This is a genomic window from Enterococcus sp. 9E7_DIV0242 (assembly GCF_002140975.2).
Lineage (GTDB): Bacteria > Bacillota > Bacilli > Lactobacillales > Enterococcaceae > Enterococcus_L > Enterococcus_L clewellii.
On the sequence record NZ_CP147247.1, the window covers coordinates 2,195,408 to 2,216,153 of the forward strand.

Annotated in this window: 15 protein-coding genes; 2 read left to right on the forward strand and 13 right to left on the reverse strand. The window is 39.9% G+C overall.

The window, feature by feature from the left end:
* Positions 1 to 76: 76 nt before the first annotated feature.
* From A5888_RS10455 to A5888_RS10510, 12 genes are all read right to left on the reverse strand, one after another.
* Positions 77 to 661, reverse strand: coding sequence for a recombinase family protein (locus A5888_RS10455; protein WP_086349761.1), 585 nt, complete (start codon positions 659 to 661; stop codon positions 77 to 79).
* 35 nt (positions 662 to 696) lie between these two features.
* Complete coding sequence (locus A5888_RS10460) at positions 697 to 2,865, reverse strand: peptidase domain-containing ABC transporter (protein WP_086349760.1); 2,169 nt, start codon at positions 2,863 to 2,865, stop codon at positions 697 to 699.
* 18 nt (positions 2,866 to 2,883) lie between these two features.
* Complete coding sequence (gene lanM, locus A5888_RS10465; protein ID WP_086349759.1) at positions 2,884 to 5,985, reverse strand: type 2 lanthipeptide synthetase LanM; 3,102 nt, start codon at positions 5,983 to 5,985, stop codon at positions 2,884 to 2,886.
* 148 nt (positions 5,986 to 6,133) lie between these two features.
* Complete coding sequence (locus tag A5888_RS10470; protein WP_212647212.1) at positions 6,134 to 6,343, reverse strand: mersacidin family lantibiotic; 210 nt, start codon at positions 6,341 to 6,343, stop codon at positions 6,134 to 6,136.
* Between the two features lie 100 nt (positions 6,344 to 6,443).
* Entirely contained in the window at positions 6,444 to 9,179 is a 2,736-nt protein-coding gene (locus A5888_RS10475) for a SpaA isopeptide-forming pilin-related protein (RefSeq protein WP_339102064.1), read from the reverse strand.
* 223 nt (positions 9,180 to 9,402) lie between these two features.
* Positions 9,403 to 10,113 carry a winged helix-turn-helix domain-containing protein gene (locus A5888_RS10480; RefSeq protein ID WP_086349758.1) on the reverse strand — a complete coding sequence of 237 codons (711 nt, stop codon included), beginning with the start codon at positions 10,111 to 10,113 and terminating at the stop codon, positions 9,403 to 9,405.
* A 465-nt stretch (positions 10,114 to 10,578) separates the two neighbouring features.
* Positions 10,579 to 12,846 (reverse strand): VWA domain-containing protein, encoded by a 2,268-nt coding sequence (locus A5888_RS10485; protein ID WP_170924809.1) that lies wholly within the window; start codon positions 12,844 to 12,846, stop codon positions 10,579 to 10,581.
* A 31-nt stretch (positions 12,847 to 12,877) separates the two neighbouring features.
* The gene (locus tag A5888_RS10490; protein ID WP_086349756.1) at positions 12,878 to 13,543 is read right to left on the reverse strand and encodes a hypothetical protein; all 666 of its coding nucleotides are present in this window, start codon (positions 13,541 to 13,543) and stop codon (positions 12,878 to 12,880) included.
* Positions 13,544 to 13,555: 12 nt separating this feature from the next.
* A complete protein-coding gene (locus A5888_RS10495) occupies positions 13,556 to 14,434 on the reverse strand; it encodes a BsaA family SipW-dependent biofilm matrix protein (protein WP_086349755.1) in 879 nt (292 codons plus the stop codon).
* 61 nt (positions 14,435 to 14,495) lie between these two features.
* Positions 14,496 to 15,254, reverse strand: coding sequence for an LPXTG cell wall anchor domain-containing protein (locus A5888_RS10500; protein WP_086349754.1), 759 nt, complete (start codon positions 15,252 to 15,254; stop codon positions 14,496 to 14,498).
* A gap of 40 nt (positions 15,255 to 15,294) precedes the next feature.
* Positions 15,295 to 16,371 carry a BsaA family SipW-dependent biofilm matrix protein gene (locus A5888_RS10505; RefSeq protein WP_249274502.1) on the reverse strand — a complete coding sequence of 359 codons (1,077 nt, stop codon included), beginning with the start codon at positions 16,369 to 16,371 and terminating at the stop codon, positions 15,295 to 15,297.
* A 157-nt stretch (positions 16,372 to 16,528) separates the two neighbouring features.
* The gene (locus A5888_RS10510; RefSeq protein WP_086349753.1) at positions 16,529 to 17,296 is read right to left on the reverse strand and encodes a signal peptidase I; all 768 of its coding nucleotides are present in this window, start codon (positions 17,294 to 17,296) and stop codon (positions 16,529 to 16,531) included.
* 644 nt (positions 17,297 to 17,940) lie between these two features.
* Here A5888_RS10510 and A5888_RS10515 point away from each other — a divergent pair.
* Entirely contained in the window at positions 17,941 to 18,537 is a 597-nt protein-coding gene (locus A5888_RS10515) for a recombinase family protein (protein WP_086349752.1), read from the forward strand.
* Positions 18,538 to 18,701: 164 nt separating this feature from the next.
* On the opposite strand, the gene A5888_RS10520 is transcribed toward A5888_RS10515, so the two are convergent.
* Positions 18,702 to 20,030, reverse strand: coding sequence for an aminopeptidase C (locus A5888_RS10520; protein ID WP_086349751.1), 1,329 nt, complete (start codon positions 20,028 to 20,030; stop codon positions 18,702 to 18,704).
* A 324-nt stretch (positions 20,031 to 20,354) separates the two neighbouring features.
* Between A5888_RS10520 and A5888_RS10525 the strand changes: the two genes are divergently transcribed.
* A complete protein-coding gene (locus tag A5888_RS10525) occupies positions 20,355 to 20,726 on the forward strand; it encodes a GntR family transcriptional regulator (protein ID WP_086349750.1) in 372 nt (123 codons plus the stop codon).
* The last annotated feature ends 20 nt before the right edge of the window (positions 20,727 to 20,746 follow it).

A 20,746-nucleotide genomic window follows, 5' to 3' on the forward strand; every position in this document is an offset into this window, starting at 1 on the left:
CTCTTGCTTTGACTATCTACAAAATGAAAACCAGCAGTTGGAAGATTTTGACTCTTCCGGCTGCTGATTTTCGTTTTTATTTATTCGACACTGTTTTCTTCGTACGGTAGACGCCATCTTTTTTTAGATGATAGTAGATCGTTGCAGTCGAAATACCACAACGTTTAGAAATCTCTTGAGCAGGAATATCAGTAGTATGGTACAGGTTCAAAGCTTCTTTTACCTGCTCGACTAACGGGGGTCTGCCCAGTATGACGCCTTTGTTTTTTGCTGCACTTAATCCTGCCAGGACTCGTTCTCTAATCATCTCTGCTTCCATTTCAGCAAAAGCACCCATGATCGTAAAGAAAAAACGACCCGTTGCTGTTGTCGTATCAATATTGTTCTGGATGCTGACAAAATTGATTTGATTGCGTTCAAAATCCTCCATTAGGCTCAGCAGTTGCTTCGTTCCTCGTGCCAGTCGATCCAACTTAAAAATCACAAAAGTATCTCCGGATCGAAGCGTCCCCAATGCTTTATTCAGCTCTGTACGCTCCAGTTTTCGTCCACTCTCATGCTCTTTGAAAATTTTGTCTACGCCATACGCTTCCAACGCCTGCAGCTGTGAATCAAACTTTTGATGTGGCGTACTTACGCGCATATACCCTATCACCGCCATCAAATTCCTCCTTCTTTTGTCTGTCTGTGAGTCACTCAATACTCAATTGAAAAAAAGGGGCGCTCGACGCTTGATTCTGTTGGCTCATGGTAAATCGAATAGTAGTGTCCTTTCTTTTGAATCAGTGTTTCATGTGTACCTTCCTCCACGATTCGTCCCTGATCCACTACCAGTATTCGGTCAAAATGTCTCACTGTATTTAATCGATGCGCAACAACGATACAGGTAAAATCATAATGCTTCAGCTGATTCATGATAAAGTTTTCTGAAATATTATCCAGAGAACTGGTTGGTTCATCCATCAGCAGTAGCTGTGTCTCCTTTACCAATGCACGTGCGATAGATATTCGTTGCATCTGCCCTCCGGAAAGGTTCATACCGCCTTCCGAAATTGGTGTTTCCAGACCTAGTGGTAAATGTTGAATTATTTCACTGACTCTGGAATCATAGATAGCCCGTTCCAATCGTTGTTCATCAAACACCTCTTGATTCATGACAATATTCTCCAGCAACGATGCATTAAAAATCGTCGGCTTCTGATTCACAATACTTGTGATTTTTTTGATTGATTCATCATGAACATTTCGGAGATCCTTGTGATTGACTTCAATCGATCCTTCCGTTGGTTCGTAAAGTCCGGCCAAAAGCTTCAATAATGTACTTTTCCCAGATCCGCTTTTTCCGACAATCGCAATTTTCTCACCCGCTCGAACGCTAAATGAAATATCTTCTAAAATGTTTTCTTCAAAACGACTATATTTAAACGAGACTGCATGGATATCAAGTGACTGGATTTCTTGAATCGTTACTCCTCCACTTTTTTCTCGTGTTTCCGTTGCATCTAAAATCTCGTTCAGTTTTCCGAAGTAAGAACGCAGTAATAAAATCTCTGTGTAAGAATCAAAGACAACCACTATTGGTGTGATAAATGCACCTGCCAATGAGTTGAAACTGATGATTTGTCCCAAGCTCAACTGGTCGTTCATCAACTGAAAAACGCCAATGTAGATTAACAAGACTGGTAGAATAAACTGAATCGAGGTCTGAATTGTACGAACCCATGTAGAGAATCGATCTTTTTCTACACGAAGGTCGATTTGCTGTTTAAAGTTCGTCAACCACTTCGTATAAAACTGCTTTTCTGAACCGGAGGATTTCACGGTTTCCATTCCTTCAAACAGTTCCACCAATATCCGCTGCACGCGAGATTGCGCCAGCAGCTCCTTATCTGTTATCGCCTGTACCTTCTTCGAGTTGACAAAAGATATCCCTCCCATCACAAAAGCTCCGATTAATGCAATCATCGTCATTTGGGGTGAGATCGCCAACATCAAAATGAGGTAGATGAAAACAAATAGGAAATCTACAAACAATGTCAGCATCCGCTGGCTCATGATTTGTTGGATGATCACACTAAGATTTGCTCGAAAAATCAGATCCCCTGTGGACCGATTAACAAAAAAACGTAAGGGCAAATGCATGATCTTCTCCATGAAGGCTTTCATCAAAGTCAAATCAAACAGATTTTCCAGAACGATCAGGGTCAGCCCCCTGGCCACCTGCAGCAGATAATAAGCAATAAACAGGAGGACAATTCCCCAACCGACCTGTGTAATCAATTGTCCTGGCGCCTGCGCTCGATCGATGATCAATTGCGTCAGTCGGGGGACGAGAATACTGACACCTTGAATCAACAGGGTCAGACCGATGAATAGAGATGCTTTCAATTTCTGCTCTTTAAATATTCGTTGAAAAATGGCTACAGCAGCATTTTTCTTTTTTCCAGTCGAAGAGACAGAAATGGACGCTTTCTCCACTAGTAAAGCAAAATTCGTAAACAACTCCGCAAACTCCGCAAAAGAAATTTTCTTCTTACCAAGAGCCGGATCTAAAATAACTGCAAATTCTTCCGTTAGCTTTTCCAAAACCACATAGTGTCTATTCTCCCAAAAGCAAATGACCGGTTCCGTTTGCTCCATCAAAATGTCAAATTCTAACACTCGAATCGCTTTTGTTTCTATTCCTTGCTCTGCCAATATCTCTTTTAGATGCAACAACGTATTGCCCCCCTTGGGAACACCATAGACATCGCGAAGATGATTCAACGTTACCGGGTCTTTGTAATAATTCAAAATCATTGTGACACACGCAAGTCCACACTCACTGTGTTCGCTTGGTTCAACAAATGGTATTTTCTTTTTCAATCCAACTTCTCACTCCCCTCATTCCGGCAAATCCAGCGTTAGTATATTGGCACTTTTATCTGGCTTAAACAACCGTAAATACTGATGGCCAATACCTGATAATCCTGTAAACAGACCATACTTCGGTACTGTCTTTAAGCCTTCAAAATGATAATTGGCGTTGCTTTGCTTCTGCTCAAGCCAGTCCACCTTTTTCTGTAGCTTTTTCTGCTGTTCCGGTTTCAAATAGCCTCTTACACCTAGCAAGTATTCAAGATCGCCAAAGTTTCCATGACAAAGGCAATCGTCGGCTTTTTCTTGATTGAGTAACCGTTCGGCCGCCAACTGCAGCTCTTCTTGTAATTTCATATCCTCAAAACCACTCTCGACGAGATCCAGATAAGCCATACCAATGCCTGTTGCACCATAACACCACAAATCATTGACCATTGGTGTGGCTGGTCGAAGATCCAACCAGCCCTTTTGTATAGGATCAAAGGTCTTTCGCTCTTCTTCCAGACACTGACGAATCATCGCTTCACCAGGCACGGCGTTGCTCATTTTCCGCACACTGTTTGCCGCATGAATCACACCTGAATAACCGTGGGCAAAGCCGCCCTGTGCAATGGATTCTATAGTCAAATCCTGAAGTAGTTGCTCGGCGAATGTTTGATAGTCTTGCTTTCCAGTTACTTTGAATAGCAACGTAAAAACCTTGATGATCGAGGCTGTTCCTCCGGTCCAGTCATAGCTACTGATTTGATCCGCCTGATAGTTCTCTTCATACGCCTGTGCAATTCGTTCTGCAGCGTTTAAGAGCTGCGCTTTTTGAGTCAGCTTAAAAGTGTACAGCAACGGATAAACTGCCGCAAATGAACCATAAAAGGCTGATATGCTATCAATATATTCCTCACTCAGCTTGAGGACCAATGCTTCACTCAATTCATAAGCTTCTTTAAAACGTTCTTCTCCTGATATATGGTACAGTTCACTAAAATACAAATACAAACCAGTAATCCCGTCATAGAGATTTTCGTTCATGACAGTAACCATGTAGTTATCCGTAGATGTTTCCTCAACATTTTTCCAAGCGATTGATTCCTCTCCAATAAAAGCCCTATCCAACAAAAGTTGACCAATTGCAGTAGCTCGGTTCAGGTAGGAATTGCTCTTTTCATCTTTCTCGGTAGTGACCGTTGTTTCTTGTAAGTTCATCGGATCATAGGTGCCAAATGACGTATACAGATAGTCCAACTGCTCCTCTTCCTCATGCTGATCGAAGCGCATCAATTTCTCTACTTCTATATGAATCGCGGTCTCCTCGTACATCTTTCCAACATCTTCTCCTCGACTGGCTGTTAAATGACTGGAATCCGTATGGTTGAAAAAGATCGGGACGTCATGCTGCAGCATATCTCTCACCTCAAACGGTACGGGTTGCTCATTCGAATAGCTGTGCATCCATAGGTTTTCAAATAGCTTTTCTCTCTCAATATAATCCACCATACAGCTTGGATGCGTTGAGTAATCCAGAAGATCGCCGTAGCTCTGAGTTGTTTTGATAACATTCCGGACGAAAACATTAGAAAACAACTCTGTGACCTGTTGGATGAGAAACGTACGATTCTCTCTGGCGAATGCAGAAAATTCTCTGAAGCCTTCAAGTATCACTTGAATATACGGGGTAAAATCTACTTTTTCTCCTTTATACAACGGGATATTCTCTGCCGCATCCGTTATATGTTCTTCATACACAAATTGCATATTATCGGAATCAAAATTGATCAGCTTCAAGACCTTGTATGGCAGCTTCTGTTGATCGCCGCTTAACGCGCTCAGCTGTACACCTTGCGCGGCACCTTCTACATCCCCCTCAATTTTTTCTTCAAATAAATAGATAGGCACCAGTCCACTCATGATCACAGATTCCATGTTCTCTCTTTGAGCCATGACTAGTGCATTCTCGCTATTCGGTGCCGGAAAATTATTTTGAATGATCGTTTCAAGATCGATCATGACAGGATACTTTCCATGTGCCAAAATATTTTCTAAATGAAAATCATTGCCGTTCAGTAAATAAACCAACGCAATGGTATGCCCAAATTGGCGATAATAATGGGCTAGTTCCTCTAAAGAATCACACTCACTATGTGTCAGTCGTTCTTCAAACGTATACTCCGGAGTAACAATTTTTTTTGTTAAGTAGAAGTCAAAACGAGCATCCTTTTCTTGCAATCGCGTAATAAATTGATCGAAGCGTGTACTGATTTCTAGATTTTTCGGTTTATAAACGAGCTCAGAACCATCTTCAAAGGTTAAAATGGCTACTGTCTTTCCTCGGTCATGGGAATCTCCTGCGCCCATCCTCAGCTCTTCCACACAAAATGATTTTTTTATGTCAAAAGTATGTCGCAGCTCAGACTTACTTTCAGTCAAGGCTTTCAATAATGCTCGAAAATTAGTTAATTGATAGCTCATGATTTCAACCAACATTCTAGTCAATACTGGAAAACTGTAAAAAAATTGAACTAGGTCGTCCTTTTTATAGAAGCGTTGCATCAAATATTCTCCGAACCGTTCTTTTTCATCTTCTCCAACAAAGGCCATGTGTTCTTTTTGTTCATGAAGATCGTACACAAATGTCCGCAAACTGATATCTAAGAAACGATTGATCCCTTCTTCTATATAATTACTCAGTGCTCGTTCAGCAATGGTAACTGTTGGAAATGCCTTTATTATTTCTCGTATTTTTAAATCAAAATAATTGATATGCAGACGCAAAGCATAGGTAAAATTAACATTTCTTTGTTTTTCTATATCCTGTTGGTCTGTATCGATCGATGCAAAGATTTCTTTGGTGGTAATCAACCATTCTTCTTTTGACAGCTGTTGGTAAATGTACTGCTTCTCCTCTTCTGTCAGCGCTTTAATAGCAAAGCCAAAATCTTCCGCTGACAATTGCATCATAGAAAGAATGTATTGAAATCGCTCATCTGTTACTAGCGTCGGTCGCTCACGCCATGCTTTAAAGTTTTCTTTCCGCTCTCTTGGATAGGCTATTTTTTCCCTATCATAATATTCTTTTAACAAGGTATATCGTTGCTTGATCGATGTTGCTTTTGCCAGATTTTCAATCCCCATAAGTAACTCCTTTAATATGCTGATTTTTACGCTGACCAAGCTGAATAGTACACAGCTGATCGCGTACCTATGTATATTTTTATGATAAAAATAAGTGCTAGATAAACACTTTTGAAACAGTTGTTTATCTAGCAAATTCAATATTTAATTAACGCCAACCGCAACAACGGCTTGTGAAACAACTATAGCTGCATTTCGTAGAATAACAATTGCTTGAAGATGATGATGAAGACGAAGATGATGAAGACCAGCTCCAGCTTCCTCCGATTCCAAAGAAACTCCCCTGAACATTGTTCATTTCTTCCGGAGTCAATTCTTCAAACGACTTTCCAACTTTTTTCTCTGCTTGTTTATCCACACTTTTTCCTCCCTTCACACAACATATGATTTTGATGCAAATACTCTATATTTAAAATAGCCGCCTAAACGGCTATTTTAAATCAAACATTGAAATCCCTTTAGATACTCAGATTGACGATCGTCAGCTTATCTTTTTGAATCTTGAATGCAGTGTTCTCTTTTACTTCATCAAAGTTCAAATCGATGGCTTGCAGGGTTAACTCTGATTCAGGCGCATGCAGAATTTTGTAATCCCCAACTGGAAGATACGTACTAATTTGACCAAAAGTATTGGTTTCAGCTTGAATCACATTGTTGTCACTATCGATCAACCAGAATTTTTGGCCTCTTGTATCAAGAGACATAGAAGTAACGAAGATCACCGCTCTACCTTCACCTAATCGTTGACCACTAGGTCTGTTATAAACATTTTGAAGGGTTGTCTGACCTACTGTGACTCCCACGGTATACGTGTTTGAAACAGGATCCAGAACATAGCCTGACGGTGCAATGGTTTCTTCTATCACATACATTCCTGCTGATAAATTGTATAGGTTGATTTCACCGTTTTCATCCGTTACCTCTGTCACTACAGTTCCATCTGGATAAGTGATTTTAAAGGTCGCTCCCGGAAGGGTTGTCGTTGTCGTTCCGCCAAATGCATCTCTAGCATACTTCACGATTTTCAGCGCACCAACATCATTGATTTTTACGTTTGGATGAGCAATTTCTGCCGTCTCACCCGCTTCAACTTCAATTGGATAGAACGTATTATCTTCTTCATATCCTGGAGGAGCTGTTTTCTCTACAACATAGTATGTTCCAGGTTCCAGATCATTAATCAGTATCACGCCATCTTGATTGGTTGTATAGGTGCCGATTAATGAATAATTTTTATCGTATACTTCAAATACAGCATTTTGTAAGTAAACAATTGGATCGGAATCCTTCTCATATTTAATAATTTTTAATGAGCCTAGCTCAGGTTCTTCCTCTTTATTAACGACTGTTACACTTGGTTTTGGTGTGTCTTTTGACACGGTTACCTTAATTGGTGTTGCATCCAGTTCATAGCCATCGGGTGCTTTCGTTTCGACTAACGTGTACTCACCATATGGCAGATCATTCAATTGTGCCACACCAATTGCATTCGTCGTAATTGTGTCAATCTTTGTTCCAGAAGCGTCAAACACGTCAAAGACCGCTCCTTCTAATCGTTTACCGGATTCATCTTCTTTGACGACTTCCAAGCCGCCTTTTGATTCCTTGTTTACTACTTTCACACTTGGTTTTGGTGTGTCTTTTGATACCGTTACCTTGATTGGCGTTGCATCCAACTCATAGCCGGCTGGTGCTTTCGTTTCGACCAACGTGTATTCGCCATATGGCAGATCGTTCAATTGTGCTACACCATTCGCATTCGTCGTGATCGTACCAACTTTAACACCTGAAGCATTAAACACATCAAAGACTGCTCCTTCTAGTCGTTTACCGGATTCATCTTCTTTGACGACTTCCAAGCCGCCTTTTGATTCCTTGTTTACTACTTTCACACTTGGTTTTGGTGTGTCTTTTGATACGGTTACTTTGATTGGCGTTGCATCTAGCTCATAGCCGGCTGGTGCTTTCGTTTCGACCAACGTGTATTCGCCATATGGCAGATCGTTCAATTGTGCTACACCATTCGCATTCGTCGTGATTGTACCAACTTTAACACCTGAAGCATTAAACACATCAAAGACTGCTCCTTCTAGTCGTTTACCGGATTCATCTTCTTTGACGACTTCCAAGCCGCCTTTTGATTCCTTGTTTACTACTTTCACACTTGGTTTTGGTGTGTCTTTTGATACGGTTACTTTGATTGGCGTTGCATCCAGTTCATAACCTGCTGGCGCTTTTGTTTCGACCAATGTATATTCGCCATATGGCAGATCATTCAATTGTGCTACGCCATTCGCATTCGTCGTGATCGTACCAACTTTAACACCTGAAGCATTGAACACATCAAAGATTGCTCCTTCTAGTCGTTTACCGGATTCATCTTCCTTGATGACTTCCAAGCCGCCTTTAGCTTTCTTATTGACAACAGTCGCTGTTGGACATGGTGTTGTTTTTGAAATAGTTACTTTGATCGGTGTTGTGATCAATTCATAGCCAGCTGGCGCCTTTGTTTCAACTAAGGTGTACTCACCATATGGCAGATTATTCAGCTGAGCCACACCATTTGCATTGGTTGTCACTGTTCCAACCTTAACTCCTGAGGCATTGAACACATCAAATGTCGCTCCGGCTAATGGTCGACCATTTTCATCTACTTTTTTTATATTCAAACTTCCAGTTGTACATGCTGGTTTATTGTATTTCTTTAAACAAACCGTTAAGCAAGACTTCACGACCACTGAGGCTGGGCTGCTCTCTAGCTCATACCCAGCTGGTGCCTTTGTTTCTACAACTTTATAAATGCCGGTAGATAGTTTACCTGATTTCGCTACACCATAGGCATTAGAGGTAATCACTTCGACCACTTTTCCGGCACTGTTATAAATAGTAAATTGTGCTCCAGCCAATTTTTTAAATGTTGTTGCATCATATTTCGTTATTTCGATATAGCCGCCAAAAATTGGCGTAAAGCAACGGCTGTTCAGACTAGCTGAACTTGCCTGAACACCACTTAAAGCAAAAGCCGTCGGATCAGTCGGACTTTCCTGTGTCCCAGACTCTAGACCAGTACTCCACCCACTCCCTGTGGATAAATTGACTGCAGCCTCTGCCTCCGTTTCCTGAACAGCAAAAAATACAAGTGCCATAATCATCATGATTGCTGAATAAACTACTCTTTTCATTCCTTTTCTCACTCGCAACTCGTCCTTTACATAATTATTTTTTCATCTACCTGTTGATAACATCAGAAAAAATCGGTGTCTTTCATAGATTCTCCCTCTCTTTGCTGACTATCCAACATAACAACAATAGTAACACAAAGATTGAATATCTTCACTATAAAAAATATAATTCTTTCAAAAGATAAAATAATAACGTAAGAATTAGCACCGATTTTATTCATTTGTCCTTCTTTGCTTACCGATCAACCTTGTCTGTAGGAGGCACAAACATATACCCTTTGCTTCGTACAGTCTTGATTACGCTTAAATTTACCGGATCATTTTCTAACTTACTGCGCAAATGAAAAATAATATTTGCAATTCTTGGCTTGCCATTCACTCGCTTCGTTCCCCATAATTTCTCGTAAAGCTCATCATATTTGAATGTCTTCTTAGGCTGCTTACTTAGTACTGATAACGCGCGGTACTCTAAGCCAGTTAGCCCAATTTCATCTCCTCCATTTACAATGACACTTTGATTATCCGGATTTAATTCCAGACGATCCGAGGTTGGACTTTTACGTAAAGAATACTCATGGTCTTTCTCTAGCAACGCTTTTCTGCCTGTCAAAGCATTTCGAACAATCAGGAAAAATTCCTGTCCCTGATCACTGATGATATTTCCATCCACTCCGAGTTGAAGATAGATCATACGATTGACTTCTGAAATTTCATTTCCATATGTCCATAAAAGCATATGCTTTTTTTCACGTAGCTTCGTGATTAATACACAACTTTCACTAACATTTTCCTGATGTTCATCTACGATTACCGTGGCATCCAGAGATAGTGCCTTGTCTATTTCTGTTTTCTCTAATTCAACGATATTGATATTTTCTCTGGCTAAAAGTTCTTTCTGCTGCTGCTTTAGTGTACCGGATAAATTAAATACTCCAATTGTTGGCACAACTATTCCTCCCCTCTTTTATGTGTAGCCATTTAACTCACTAAAAAAGTCTTCATTCGTTTCTACTTCTACCCTCATGAAGTAAGCCACAGACTTCTAAAGTTATTTTCTTACAGTCAACTCCACTAGCTCCTTGTACAGAGTAGCTGAAAAAAGCGACTGAATTTCAACGCATTTATTTTTTTGCAGCCAACTTTTCCATAAATTAAAAAGTCGGTCGAAATAACTTAAAATTGGATAATAAAAAGCACTGGCGCATTCATGCTCAATAATCAAGACCAGAATTGCTGCGCATGCTTGCACAAAAAGGTGATTTGGTAATGAGAAACGTTACCTTTCGCTTCGCTAACCTTCAAGTCTCTATTGGATGATTGGTGATGTCCAGTACTTTTATAAATTGAGCTTTCTGTATTTCTATGTGGGACAGGTCGCTTCTTAGCTCCCAGTCAGTTGTTACTCCATTTTTTAAGGCGTTCCAAATTTGTTTACTTCATAGCCCCAGCTGTAAGGCCTTGGTGATTCTTCTTCTTGTCCACCAGTATCTTTCCCAAGCTTCGGTTCAATAAACATCGTCAGCCAGTATTCAGTTGTATCTATGTCATACGTCAACACAGCTCCGTTTGTCGTTACTAAATCAGCCGTATTTGCAGAAACATGCTTATTACTCAAATCAAGTTTATCCTTCGTCACAATATAGCCGTATAACTCATAATATTCTGGAACAAGATCATTGATCGTTAGACTTGCCTCCCGATTTTCAATTGACAAAGCATATTTTGTAAATAATGACTCCGTCACTTCCGGTGGTGTATTTTTCGTTGTACTTCCAGACGTCAGATTCATTGTTGCTGTCGTCGAATCAATCACCGTATGATAAAAAGCCCTGCTCGGAATCACTAATTCCTCATGAGCATTCAATACGACTTGACGTATATTCAGTGATTTGGAAACCATTCTGTTTTTTACAATGATCTCCACGTTTTCATAACCATTCGAACCATTTACAAATTCAAATTTTGCTGTATTTCCAGAAGTTGACACGCCATTTACTTCAATCGCTGTCGAATACTTCTGTGATGGATGTAATGTTTCTGTCACGCTATAGTCTGTATCTGCTTTCCAAGGATGCACCGTTTCAATAAATTGATCATCCGCTTGTATGTCAAAAGTATCGTTTATCGTGTATTGGTCATTCCCATAAGCAACGTCGAATTCCTCCGTGGAACCAGTGATCTCCTGATCATTTTCGTCGTATAGTTTCTTTTTCAAACGAACAATCGTTGGTTTGACCTTTGGCACCTTAAAATCAATAGAATGATCTACGTCAAAGGCATCTGTGTACTCTAGAATCGTCGGCCCATTGGTTTCTGCCAATCCATTACTATCAAGTACACTAAGCACATCATTGGTACCACTCACACGATAGGTCAGTTCCGCATACATGATATCCTCATCAGGATCATTGCTGATAGGCTTCAACATCTCACCTATATCCCAAGCAATTGTCTGCGAACCAGCTGGACCAGATACTGTAACAGTCCCTTGCGAGGCATTCGCATCTGTCACAGTGCCATTGACCGTAAACCCAGTACCCATCGGATCTGTTACATTCGCTACTTTTACGTTTCCGACAAATTCTCCGGCAATCCCCATTAAAATTTCTTCCAAGTCATCCGGTGTCGCATCATAGCTCTTATCTGGTGACGAAGCAACTTTTTCCATTACCTCTTTCGATGTACGAATAATTTCCGAGGCAACTAACCCATCCACACTAATCTGTTTATCTAAGTCCAACCCAATCGTATAAATGTTGGTAATTAATTTTTCTCCTGCTGATTTATCTATATCTTTGCTTATCGTTGCCTCAGCTATAGCGCTGTTGGCATGATTTCCAAAAAGAACGTCATTACTATTTGTAGATGGAATAAATATTGGCGATTCTCCAATTGACAAATAGGTTTTACCAAAACCATATCGAACGCCATAATCAAACTTATCCTCCGGTATTGTTTGAACCGTTTGATAGGCATCTTTACCAGGATAAATATCCTGATTAAAAGCTTCCATTCCACTTAAACTGTTATATGGTGATTTAGGTGCGTAACTGATCGTGGGTACACCATCTGAAACCAATACAATATTCCGACTATTTGAAGTAGCTGTTTTTATGATATTGGTAGCTTCTTTCAATGCAGCTTGCGTAAACGTCGTCCCTTCACGTGTATAATCCAAAGCTTCAATCGTATTAATTAGTTCCGTCCTATTTTGTGCCCCCACCCATTGACCAGTAGAAAAATTATGTGTTGTAACTGTACTGTCATAGGTGATCAAAGAAATTTTATGGAGATAATTATCTTGAAGCAGCTGCTCAACGAAGCTTTTTGCAGCTTCTTTTGCCTTAGGCATACGATCTCCTTCTGACATACTCCCAGACGTATCTACGATCAGCACTACTTCAGCTGCTGGCGGTGGAAAACTATGACGAGCTTCAACACGTAAGGTAACATCCCATTGGTTGACCATACCGTCAACAGGGGTCGCTATTTTACTGACGCCAACTTCTCCATAATCCAGACCAAACTGATTTCGTGCTGCTGCACTTTTTTCGCCTTCATTTGCCTTGATCGGCGCATTCGTTGTCAACAAAGACTGGGAAAAAATGATCATACTGATAAAGAAAAGAAAAAGTGCGGCAAGCTTGATGACACCCTTATTATTTCTTATTTTGTTCATTCTCTTCCTCCTCTTGTATCTGTTTTTTGAACTAGTTTCCATCTGTTTGATCTTTCAGCAAATCGTCTACTTCTAACAATGGATTCACTATAGGTGTCTGACCATTCCACCATGCATCACGATACGCATATTTCGTAGCTCCGATTCCTTCGACTTTGATTTCAAAATCTAGAACAGCACCAACATATTCAGGTGTGATATTGGCCTGATTCATTCGCACGGTCGTAAATAGAGGCTCTGTCTTCTTTCCTGCAGTTAACTTTTTCTTGTAATAAAAATAGCCATCTTTTCCATCGATCCAATCCGTTAAATTGTAATCAATTGTCAACACAGCTGCTGTCCCTTCCGTTGTTGCCGGAAGAACTGTTACAGCACCACTACTCGCAGTTTTTGTGATGACCGGTAATGCTAACACACGAACAAAACTATTCATCTCTCCCGCATTCTTGACGGTCACTATTTTCTTATAATCAATTTCCGGTTCGAAGGTCCCCGGTGGAACGAAATCTTCTTCGATTTCTGTTCTCAGATCGCTGATCCGAAACTCATTTCGTTTCTCATCCGCATCAGTCAAGGCTGCATATGTCTGCTGCACACCTTTATAGGTTATTATTCCTATAACAGTGACTATCGCGAGTATACAGAAAGACATCTTATTCAAAAGCAGTTTTTTCGGTTTATTTTTCGACTTTTTCATTTATGTCCCTCCTTAATTCTCTAAATAGTCTCTGTACATTTCATGAATAATTCCGGACTGAGGTAAGCTCCACGCAGTGAGAATCACTTCAGTAGCATCATGTGCATCCATTACAGGATTAAATTGATACAAGGCTCCTTTATACTTATTCGGCGCACTAGGATTCAGTAAAATACTATTCAATATCGGCGTTGTTGATTCCCTAGGAGCCACGAGCTCTGAATAATAGAAATAACCATCACTATACAACCAATAATCCTTCGTTCCTGCTGCTGGCGTAGAGGTATAGACATGACTCGGGATATCTAAATCAAACCACTTGAATGGGCCATTTCCTCTATTTGTATCCTGAAATTTGAACATATCCGTGCCAGTTGAACGATCAGGTACAACCGCTTCTTTTGCCAAATAGAACTTTCCATCATAACTGTAGGTACCACCTGCTTGAGCTGCTGCTTCCCAGGTTTCTACGTTTTTACTATTGACACTCGGTGTAATCTCTGTTGGCGAAAGCTTAAGATTGCCATTTCCTGTTTGATCTGTTGTATCTATTTCAAATAGCAATAAATATTCATAAAATGACACCCGAATAAGCGCCGGTACATCTCCGGTATTTTTTACACGGACAACTTTTTGTGTCGTCAATCCCGGTTGCCACTGATAATTCGCTTCAAAATCTTCATCGATTTCTGCCGCTAAACGTGTCCCAACAAAGTTATTTTCCTTTTCATCTTGCGAAGTGAACCACGCATACGTACTTCCCAGAACCATCAAACTGGAAAAAAAGAAAACCAGCAAAAGTATTGGAAGCTTGTTCCCCTTCAAAAGAAAGCTCCACTTTTTCTTCTGTTTCTTTTTTAGCAAACGACCCGTTTTTTTTCTTTTCGACATTTGCTTCCCCCTTATCCTTTAATCGCTCTACGGAAATACATATTGATCCTGCACATCTCCGTTACTGTGATTTCTTTTTGTCTAAAACCTTATGTTTGACAATCAGCAGAGCCAACATAACTAAAAACATACCGATAATGACAAAAATCAGTGCGTTCCGCCATTCTTCCCCTGTATTTGGCAGCTTAAAAATATCTTTCCCAGGTGTTGTACTACTTGATGTCCCTGGTTTTTTTGGATCATCACTACTATTGCTTGTATCCGGTAATTTTGTTTTTACTGCTTTGAAATACCAAATATTCTCAAAAATATTTTTTTCAGCAAAATCTTCATTGCCATATTCTTTTCCATCTAGCTCAAAATAGGCTTCCAACATACGTGTATCACCACTTTTAAAAGTACCTAAATCTACTGGTGAGGCGACGTCTTGAAGATTGATTTTGCCGTTATCTCCCGATACAGGACCAGAATAAATCACTTTTGTGTCATAGACCAAACGCATTTGTATTGCTTTTGACAGATCCAACGTTCCTTGAACCAAGGTTGGTTTACTAACCCGCATCGTCAAATGATAAGGAATATCTCTTTCTAAATTGCTGATAGTGATTTTTACTGACCAGGCTTTTCCCGGTATCACATCACGCACATCAACGAGATACTCTCCATCATCTTTGATTTTTATTCCTTGATCATCTCCAATTACCATACCGGGAGGAAGTTCTACAGCTTGCGCTGTATCAGCAATAACAAGTGATACGAGCAACAGAAGTATCCCTACGCTCATATATATCGCCTTTCCAATATTGCTTTTTATATTCATTTCACTTCCCCCTCAGTTGGTAATCAAATCAAATTAGTGCTTATTTTTCTGGTACTAAATCTTTCAATGCTGTTGCTAAAGGTCCACCTGCAGGCAACCATTCGTCTACAGCGTCCTTGAATGCAGAGATTCCTTTTGCATTTACAGTTAAGTCATATTGTAGTTTGCTATATTCGTTACCAGCAGAACCTAACAATGTTACAGCATCCAATAATTGAGTAGTCAATGCGCCTGGTGCTACAACACTTGTATAGTAGAAGTAACCATCCGCTGTATTAAAGTACCATTTGTCCGCTACAGTTGGATCTGTTGTAATATTGTTGAACAGCAATTCGATTGGATGTTGCGTTCCAGGTGTTACTTCAAGAGAAGTCAACACATCATTATTACCATTAGCAAATGCCGGAGTTGGATTATAGATTGTTGGAACAGTCCAGTCTCTCGTGATTGCTGGTGCATACGTCAAGTCAACATAAGACATTGCCGCTGCTGATCCAGCTTTCAAAGTAATTTGTCCAGTTGTTTCATTTCTGTCATATCCTGCAATACCTGTTGCATGGAATTGTTGCGTCCCATTGTCCCATACTTGACGGTAAGAGTACGTAATAACCCCAGTAGTAGGATGTGTTTCAGATTTTTCTACAACCTTCAATGTGTACGTACCAGCGTAGTCACCACCAGTGATTGTGATCGTTGGTGCTGCACCAGCAAATGTTGAATCTGTGTATCCTGTTGGTAATGATCCCGGTACAACGTAAGCTTGCTCTTCAGTCAAACCATTCAGTTCAGTACCAGTCGTTGTTTGTTTTGCTACATGGTCATCTAGTAATTGTAATGACTCATCCAAACCAACACGAATCAATGCATCATACTTACCAATATTAGCTACCTGTACATCCTTGTTTACTTCTGAGCCTGGCTCCCAATCGGTTGGTGGCTCAAACGTTTCCACGATCTCGATGTCTTTTCCTGTTGCAATTTCACCTTCAAAGTGGTTAGTCTTTGAATCTTCACTTGTAAACCAAGCGAATGTTGCAGATAATGCGGCTACTGCTGCAAAGGTCCCAGCTGCAGCAAGTACTTTTTTCTTCTGAGTCTTATTCAGATTTTTTTTCATTTGTAGAGTTCCCCCTCTTAATATATTATTGACTCCTTGTTTAAGTGTGTGACAAAACTGTTTCATTTAACTCGCTTTGGAATCCTGTTTATTTGAGGTTCAAAAGCTGCCAAGAAGCTTGTGACACGGTCTTTCCCAAAGAGAAAATACCAATTTGTTATTTGTTCATAAAGTAATACCGTATGATTGTTATAAACCCAAACACAGAAAGAACGAAGACGACAGAAACAACCACATTTTCCTGAACGAAATTCAAGAGCCCTCCGACTTTTGGAATAACAAGCATCTTTTTCCCGACTACCTGTTTTGCATTGATTGGCACGTCCTCTGCCTTATTTGCATCACCTTGAGTAATATAGAATGTTCCTTCTGTCTCACCCAATTTGTCCATCTTCTCCTTCACTCTATGTGTTAGAAAAGCGTTACTAGTAATACTTGGTCGAAAAGTAATAATATCTCCCACTTCTGCACTCTCACCAGGTATATCCTTTACAATAATTATGTCCCCAGAATGAAACCCACCTTTTTGTGTTTTCGGATCTCTTGGAACCATCGAATCCGTTAAAACACCAAAAAAACGATAGCCGAGAAATGATTTATTTTCATCACTACTAGTAGCAAATAGAACCGAACCGCCAACTACGAACAAGATAAATACATAAAAGAGAATGTTGAACAGCAAGGATATTGCTTTGGATTGTTTGGTTTCTTTCTTTTTTGGCGCTTTTCTTCTTGAAGCAGAAGTGTTTTTCGTATTTCTTTTCTTTTTTGTTGACCCATTTTTTGACCCATTTTTTTTCGTCCTCTTTTTTTGAGGATTTCCAACAATCTGTTCTCTTTCAGCAAGCGTAGTTGATGACTTTCTTTTTTTGGGATGTTGCAATTGCCGTTTTTTTTGTTGTTGTCGCTTTTTTTCCTGTTCCATAATTGACGACGATTCCCCCCAGCTACCAATGTAACGTGCTAAATCAATGGACCGAAGATGATCTAGCATGTCTGAAAATAGTTTTAAATCGAGAATGCAACTAACATCGTTATTTATTACTACTTATTTTTTACAGCTTTCTCGTTCATACTTAGGATAAAAAAGCATAGAAATAGAAGGCTCTGACAGACTAGAACCTTCTAAAAAACTAATGATATTGAGAAATGCAACTAACATGCAAAAAAAAGAATATGGACAAGAAGGAAAAGTCCTTCTTATCCATATTCCGGAGTGTGTCCACCTATTTTAAATAACAAGTCGTTCTACTTTCTAAAAAACATTAGTTTATTATAAAGATATCGAGTCGTCAACATCTTTTTTTCATCTTGTAAATTATTTTTGAAAGGAGTGAATGATTTTTAATAGATATGAGATGAGGTTATTGGGCTCGACAAAGGATAAACAGGCGCTAAACCTGCTTATTCTGGCAAATCAGCTGCAGCAATAGGCAATACACTCTACCAAAACAAACCAGTCAATTTTTTTAAATACTTTTACAATAAATAAAATAGTATTTATATAATTCTTGATAGAGTTGCCATTTTCGTTGTAGCATGAAACAACTATTAGGAGTGTGATATAAAATGGCAACTATCGGCTATATGCGGGTAAGTACCCATCAACAGAAATTTGATTCACAATTGCAAGCACTAAAGCATTATGGTGTAGATAAAATTTACAAGGAACGAGAAAGTGGTCGAAATCCTGCTCGAAGTGTCCTGAACACAGTTCTTCAGAAACTTCGTTCCGGAGATACCTTAGTCATCTTCAAGCTGGATCGTCTCGCACGTGGGACACGCCAACTGCTTTCTCTGCTTGAGGAGTTTGATAGAAGGAATATCAACTTTGTCAGTATCCAAAACAACATTGATACAAGCACACCCATGGGGCGCTTCTTCTTTACAATCATGAGCGCCTTTTCAGAAATGGAAGCTGAACTGATTCGTGAACGTGTTTTAGCTGGTCTTGACGCAGCTAGAGAAAATGGCAAGCAGCTTGGTCGACCGCCACGTACAGATGAAGTCAATCATGCGTTAGAGCTGTATGTCACCTCGGATCTCTCCGTTTCTGAAATTGCTGAAAGATGTGATATTTCCGTGCCAACTGTCTATAACCATATTCGGAAAAGAAATTTGAGCAGACCCACACACATAAAAACAAGAGTACCACAAAAGCAGTAGCAGCCATATGCTCCTACTATGCTGGTCTTCCCTGATTTTTTAACAGATGGGACTCTTTCCACTATTGTTTTTCAACACATATGAAACTAAGAAAAGATACATAAAAGAAAAACGGGACAACGCCACTGTTGGCAGTCGTCCCGTTTTATTATGTTCTAAGTTATCTACGCCAGTGCGCCCATTGGGTCCCAAGGTGCCAGAACTTTTGGCTCTTCCTCCCAGACCTTCAACAATTCATCCGTTAAGAATTCTTTTCGTATAACGATTTGATACGTGTACTCATCCATCCAAGCATCACTCATCACAAAGAAGCCTTTTTCACCAACTTTTTCGCCCCAACTGTTTTCGACCTTCCATTTTGTAGATTCACCATTGACAATATCAACACCGGTCAAAACCATCGCATGCGTCATCAGGCTTTCTCCATAATCCAGTCGCTCTGCCTTACTCATCGTGAAATCAATATCAAATAATTCGTTAATTTCATATGCATTCAATGCCATGATTCCATTTTGACGATTAGAAGACTGCCCGACATCACAGCCGAACCAAACAGATTCACCTTGTTCCAACTGTTGAACAGCTAATTTTTTGAACGTACTCATATCTACATTTAGATATTTCACTGGCTTTCCACCAACAACATTCCCCAGCATCTCTACTGTATACGTCTTGTTGAATGGTTTGTCTTGCGTCGGTGCATTGATAACGCTGACATATTCATCTAAGTCCACACCTACGTATTTTTCGTAAAAAGATAACGGTGTCAAGCCTTGGTCAAGATGATATTCTTTTGCTTCATCTCGGTATTCAAAATCAAACGATTCCGGAGGCGTTCCCAGAGAAATAGCTAAAAAGGTATAAATCTCTTGTAGAAAGGCTTCTTTCTTCTGCTGAACAGCTTCGACAGATGCGCCCTTTTCGATCATCGTTCTTAAAACAACCGCATCTTTACGCAGTTTTTTATTTAAGTAATTATTCAACTCACTGGAATCTGAGCTATTCTTACTTTCCGGCATCGCAGTCTTAGGAACGACACCATATTTCTTGAATAGTGAAACAATCATATCCCATTGACCGCCATCTTGTTGCGGTGTCGCTAAAAGAAACGCCACTTTACGGGAATCCAATGCCTGATCTGCTGTCGCAAGGATATTTTCATAAAAATAATTTGATTTTTCGTACTTATCCCAGAAAAAAGTATAGTTCTGAGAAAGCTCAAAATCTTTTAATTGAAAGCTATTGATCATTTTATGGCGAAATGTATTTAGAGCCGCAAACATCCAGCAGCGACCGCTTTTCTTTTGATTTGCGACTTTTCCCGTTTCCAAATCCACTGAAAAGACTTGTACATTTTCTACTTTCGCTTCCTGTGTTTCGGCAGCTCGGGTAATCCCATTCGTCACTACAGCATTTTGAACTGCACGTTCTTTCGCCCCTTTAACGAATCCTGCTCTGAATTTTTTGGTTGATTCCTTGTTGATTTCTGCCATATCTTCCATCCTTTCACATTCGAGTGTATCTAAAATTTTGAGTGGCCATTATTTGGCCTATCCGAAAAGCTCTGCGGTATTCTTTTTTCAGAAAATCTAATGAACACCTAGAAAGTAGCCACAGATCATATGGTGTAGAACCGCACGAAAAAGACACTGCGAACCTCGTTTTACCGACTCGTCCAGATACACTCTATTCACTCTTTTCTTATTATATGCCTCAAGTCAAAAACTCTCAACTGTCATCTTATTGCAATTCCAATCATTTTGTATTACACTATATAATACAAAAGATGCAAAAAAGTAGAGTGAGGTGTTTCATCCATGCTAATGGAAATAGATATGAAAAGCGATGTGCCGATCTACCAGCAAATTCGGAATCAAGTTGTACTGGGGATTGCCGGAGGTCAATTGGAAGCTAATGAGTCACTGCCCTCTGTCCGACAATTGGCTGATGAGATCGGCGTTAATATGATGACTGTTTCAAAGGCCTACAGCGCGTTAAAGCTCGAGGGATATATCGTAACAGATCGTAGAAATGGTACAAAGGTTGCCGAATTTCCAAAAGCAACAGAGTATTTCATCGAACAGTTTGGTGCTTCACTTGAACTCATTTTAGCTGAAGCGGCGATTCATCAGATGGACGAGGTAGATATTCACGCTATCGTCAGTCAAATTCTACAGAACTTTAAATAAAGGATGGGATTCCTATGAAT

Coding starts and splice junctions, on each gene's coding strand:
- A5888_RS10455 (WP_086349761.1), bottom strand. CDS start 661: ATGGCGGTGATAGGGTATATGCGCGTAAGTACGCCACATCAAAAGTTT.
- lanM (WP_086349759.1), bottom strand. CDS start 5,985: ATGGGGATTGAAAATCTGGCAAAAGCAACATCGATCAAGCAACGATAT.
- A5888_RS10485 (WP_170924809.1), bottom strand. CDS start 12,846: ATGAACAAAATAAGAAATAATAAGGGTGTCATCAAGCTTGCCGCACTT.
- A5888_RS10490 (WP_086349756.1), bottom strand. CDS start 13,543: ATGAAAAAGTCGAAAAATAAACCGAAAAAACTGCTTTTGAATAAGATG.
- A5888_RS10495 (WP_086349755.1), bottom strand. CDS start 14,434: ATGTCGAAAAGAAAAAAAACGGGTCGTTTGCTAAAAAAGAAACAGAAG.
- A5888_RS10500 (WP_086349754.1), bottom strand. CDS start 15,254: ATGAATATAAAAAGCAATATTGGAAAGGCGATATATATGAGCGTAGGG.
- A5888_RS10505 (WP_249274502.1), bottom strand. CDS start 16,371: ATGAAAAAAAATCTGAATAAGACTCAGAAGAAAAAAGTACTTGCTGCA.
- A5888_RS10510 (WP_086349753.1), bottom strand. CDS start 17,296: ATGGAACAGGAAAAAAAGCGACAACAACAAAAAAAACGGCAATTGCAA.
- A5888_RS10515 (WP_086349752.1), top strand. CDS start 17,941: ATGGCAACTATCGGCTATATGCGGGTAAGTACCCATCAACAGAAATTT.
- A5888_RS10520 (WP_086349751.1), bottom strand. CDS start 20,030: ATGGCAGAAATCAACAAGGAATCAACCAAAAAATTCAGAGCAGGATTC.
- A5888_RS10525 (WP_086349750.1), top strand. CDS start 20,355: ATGCTAATGGAAATAGATATGAAAAGCGATGTGCCGATCTACCAGCAA.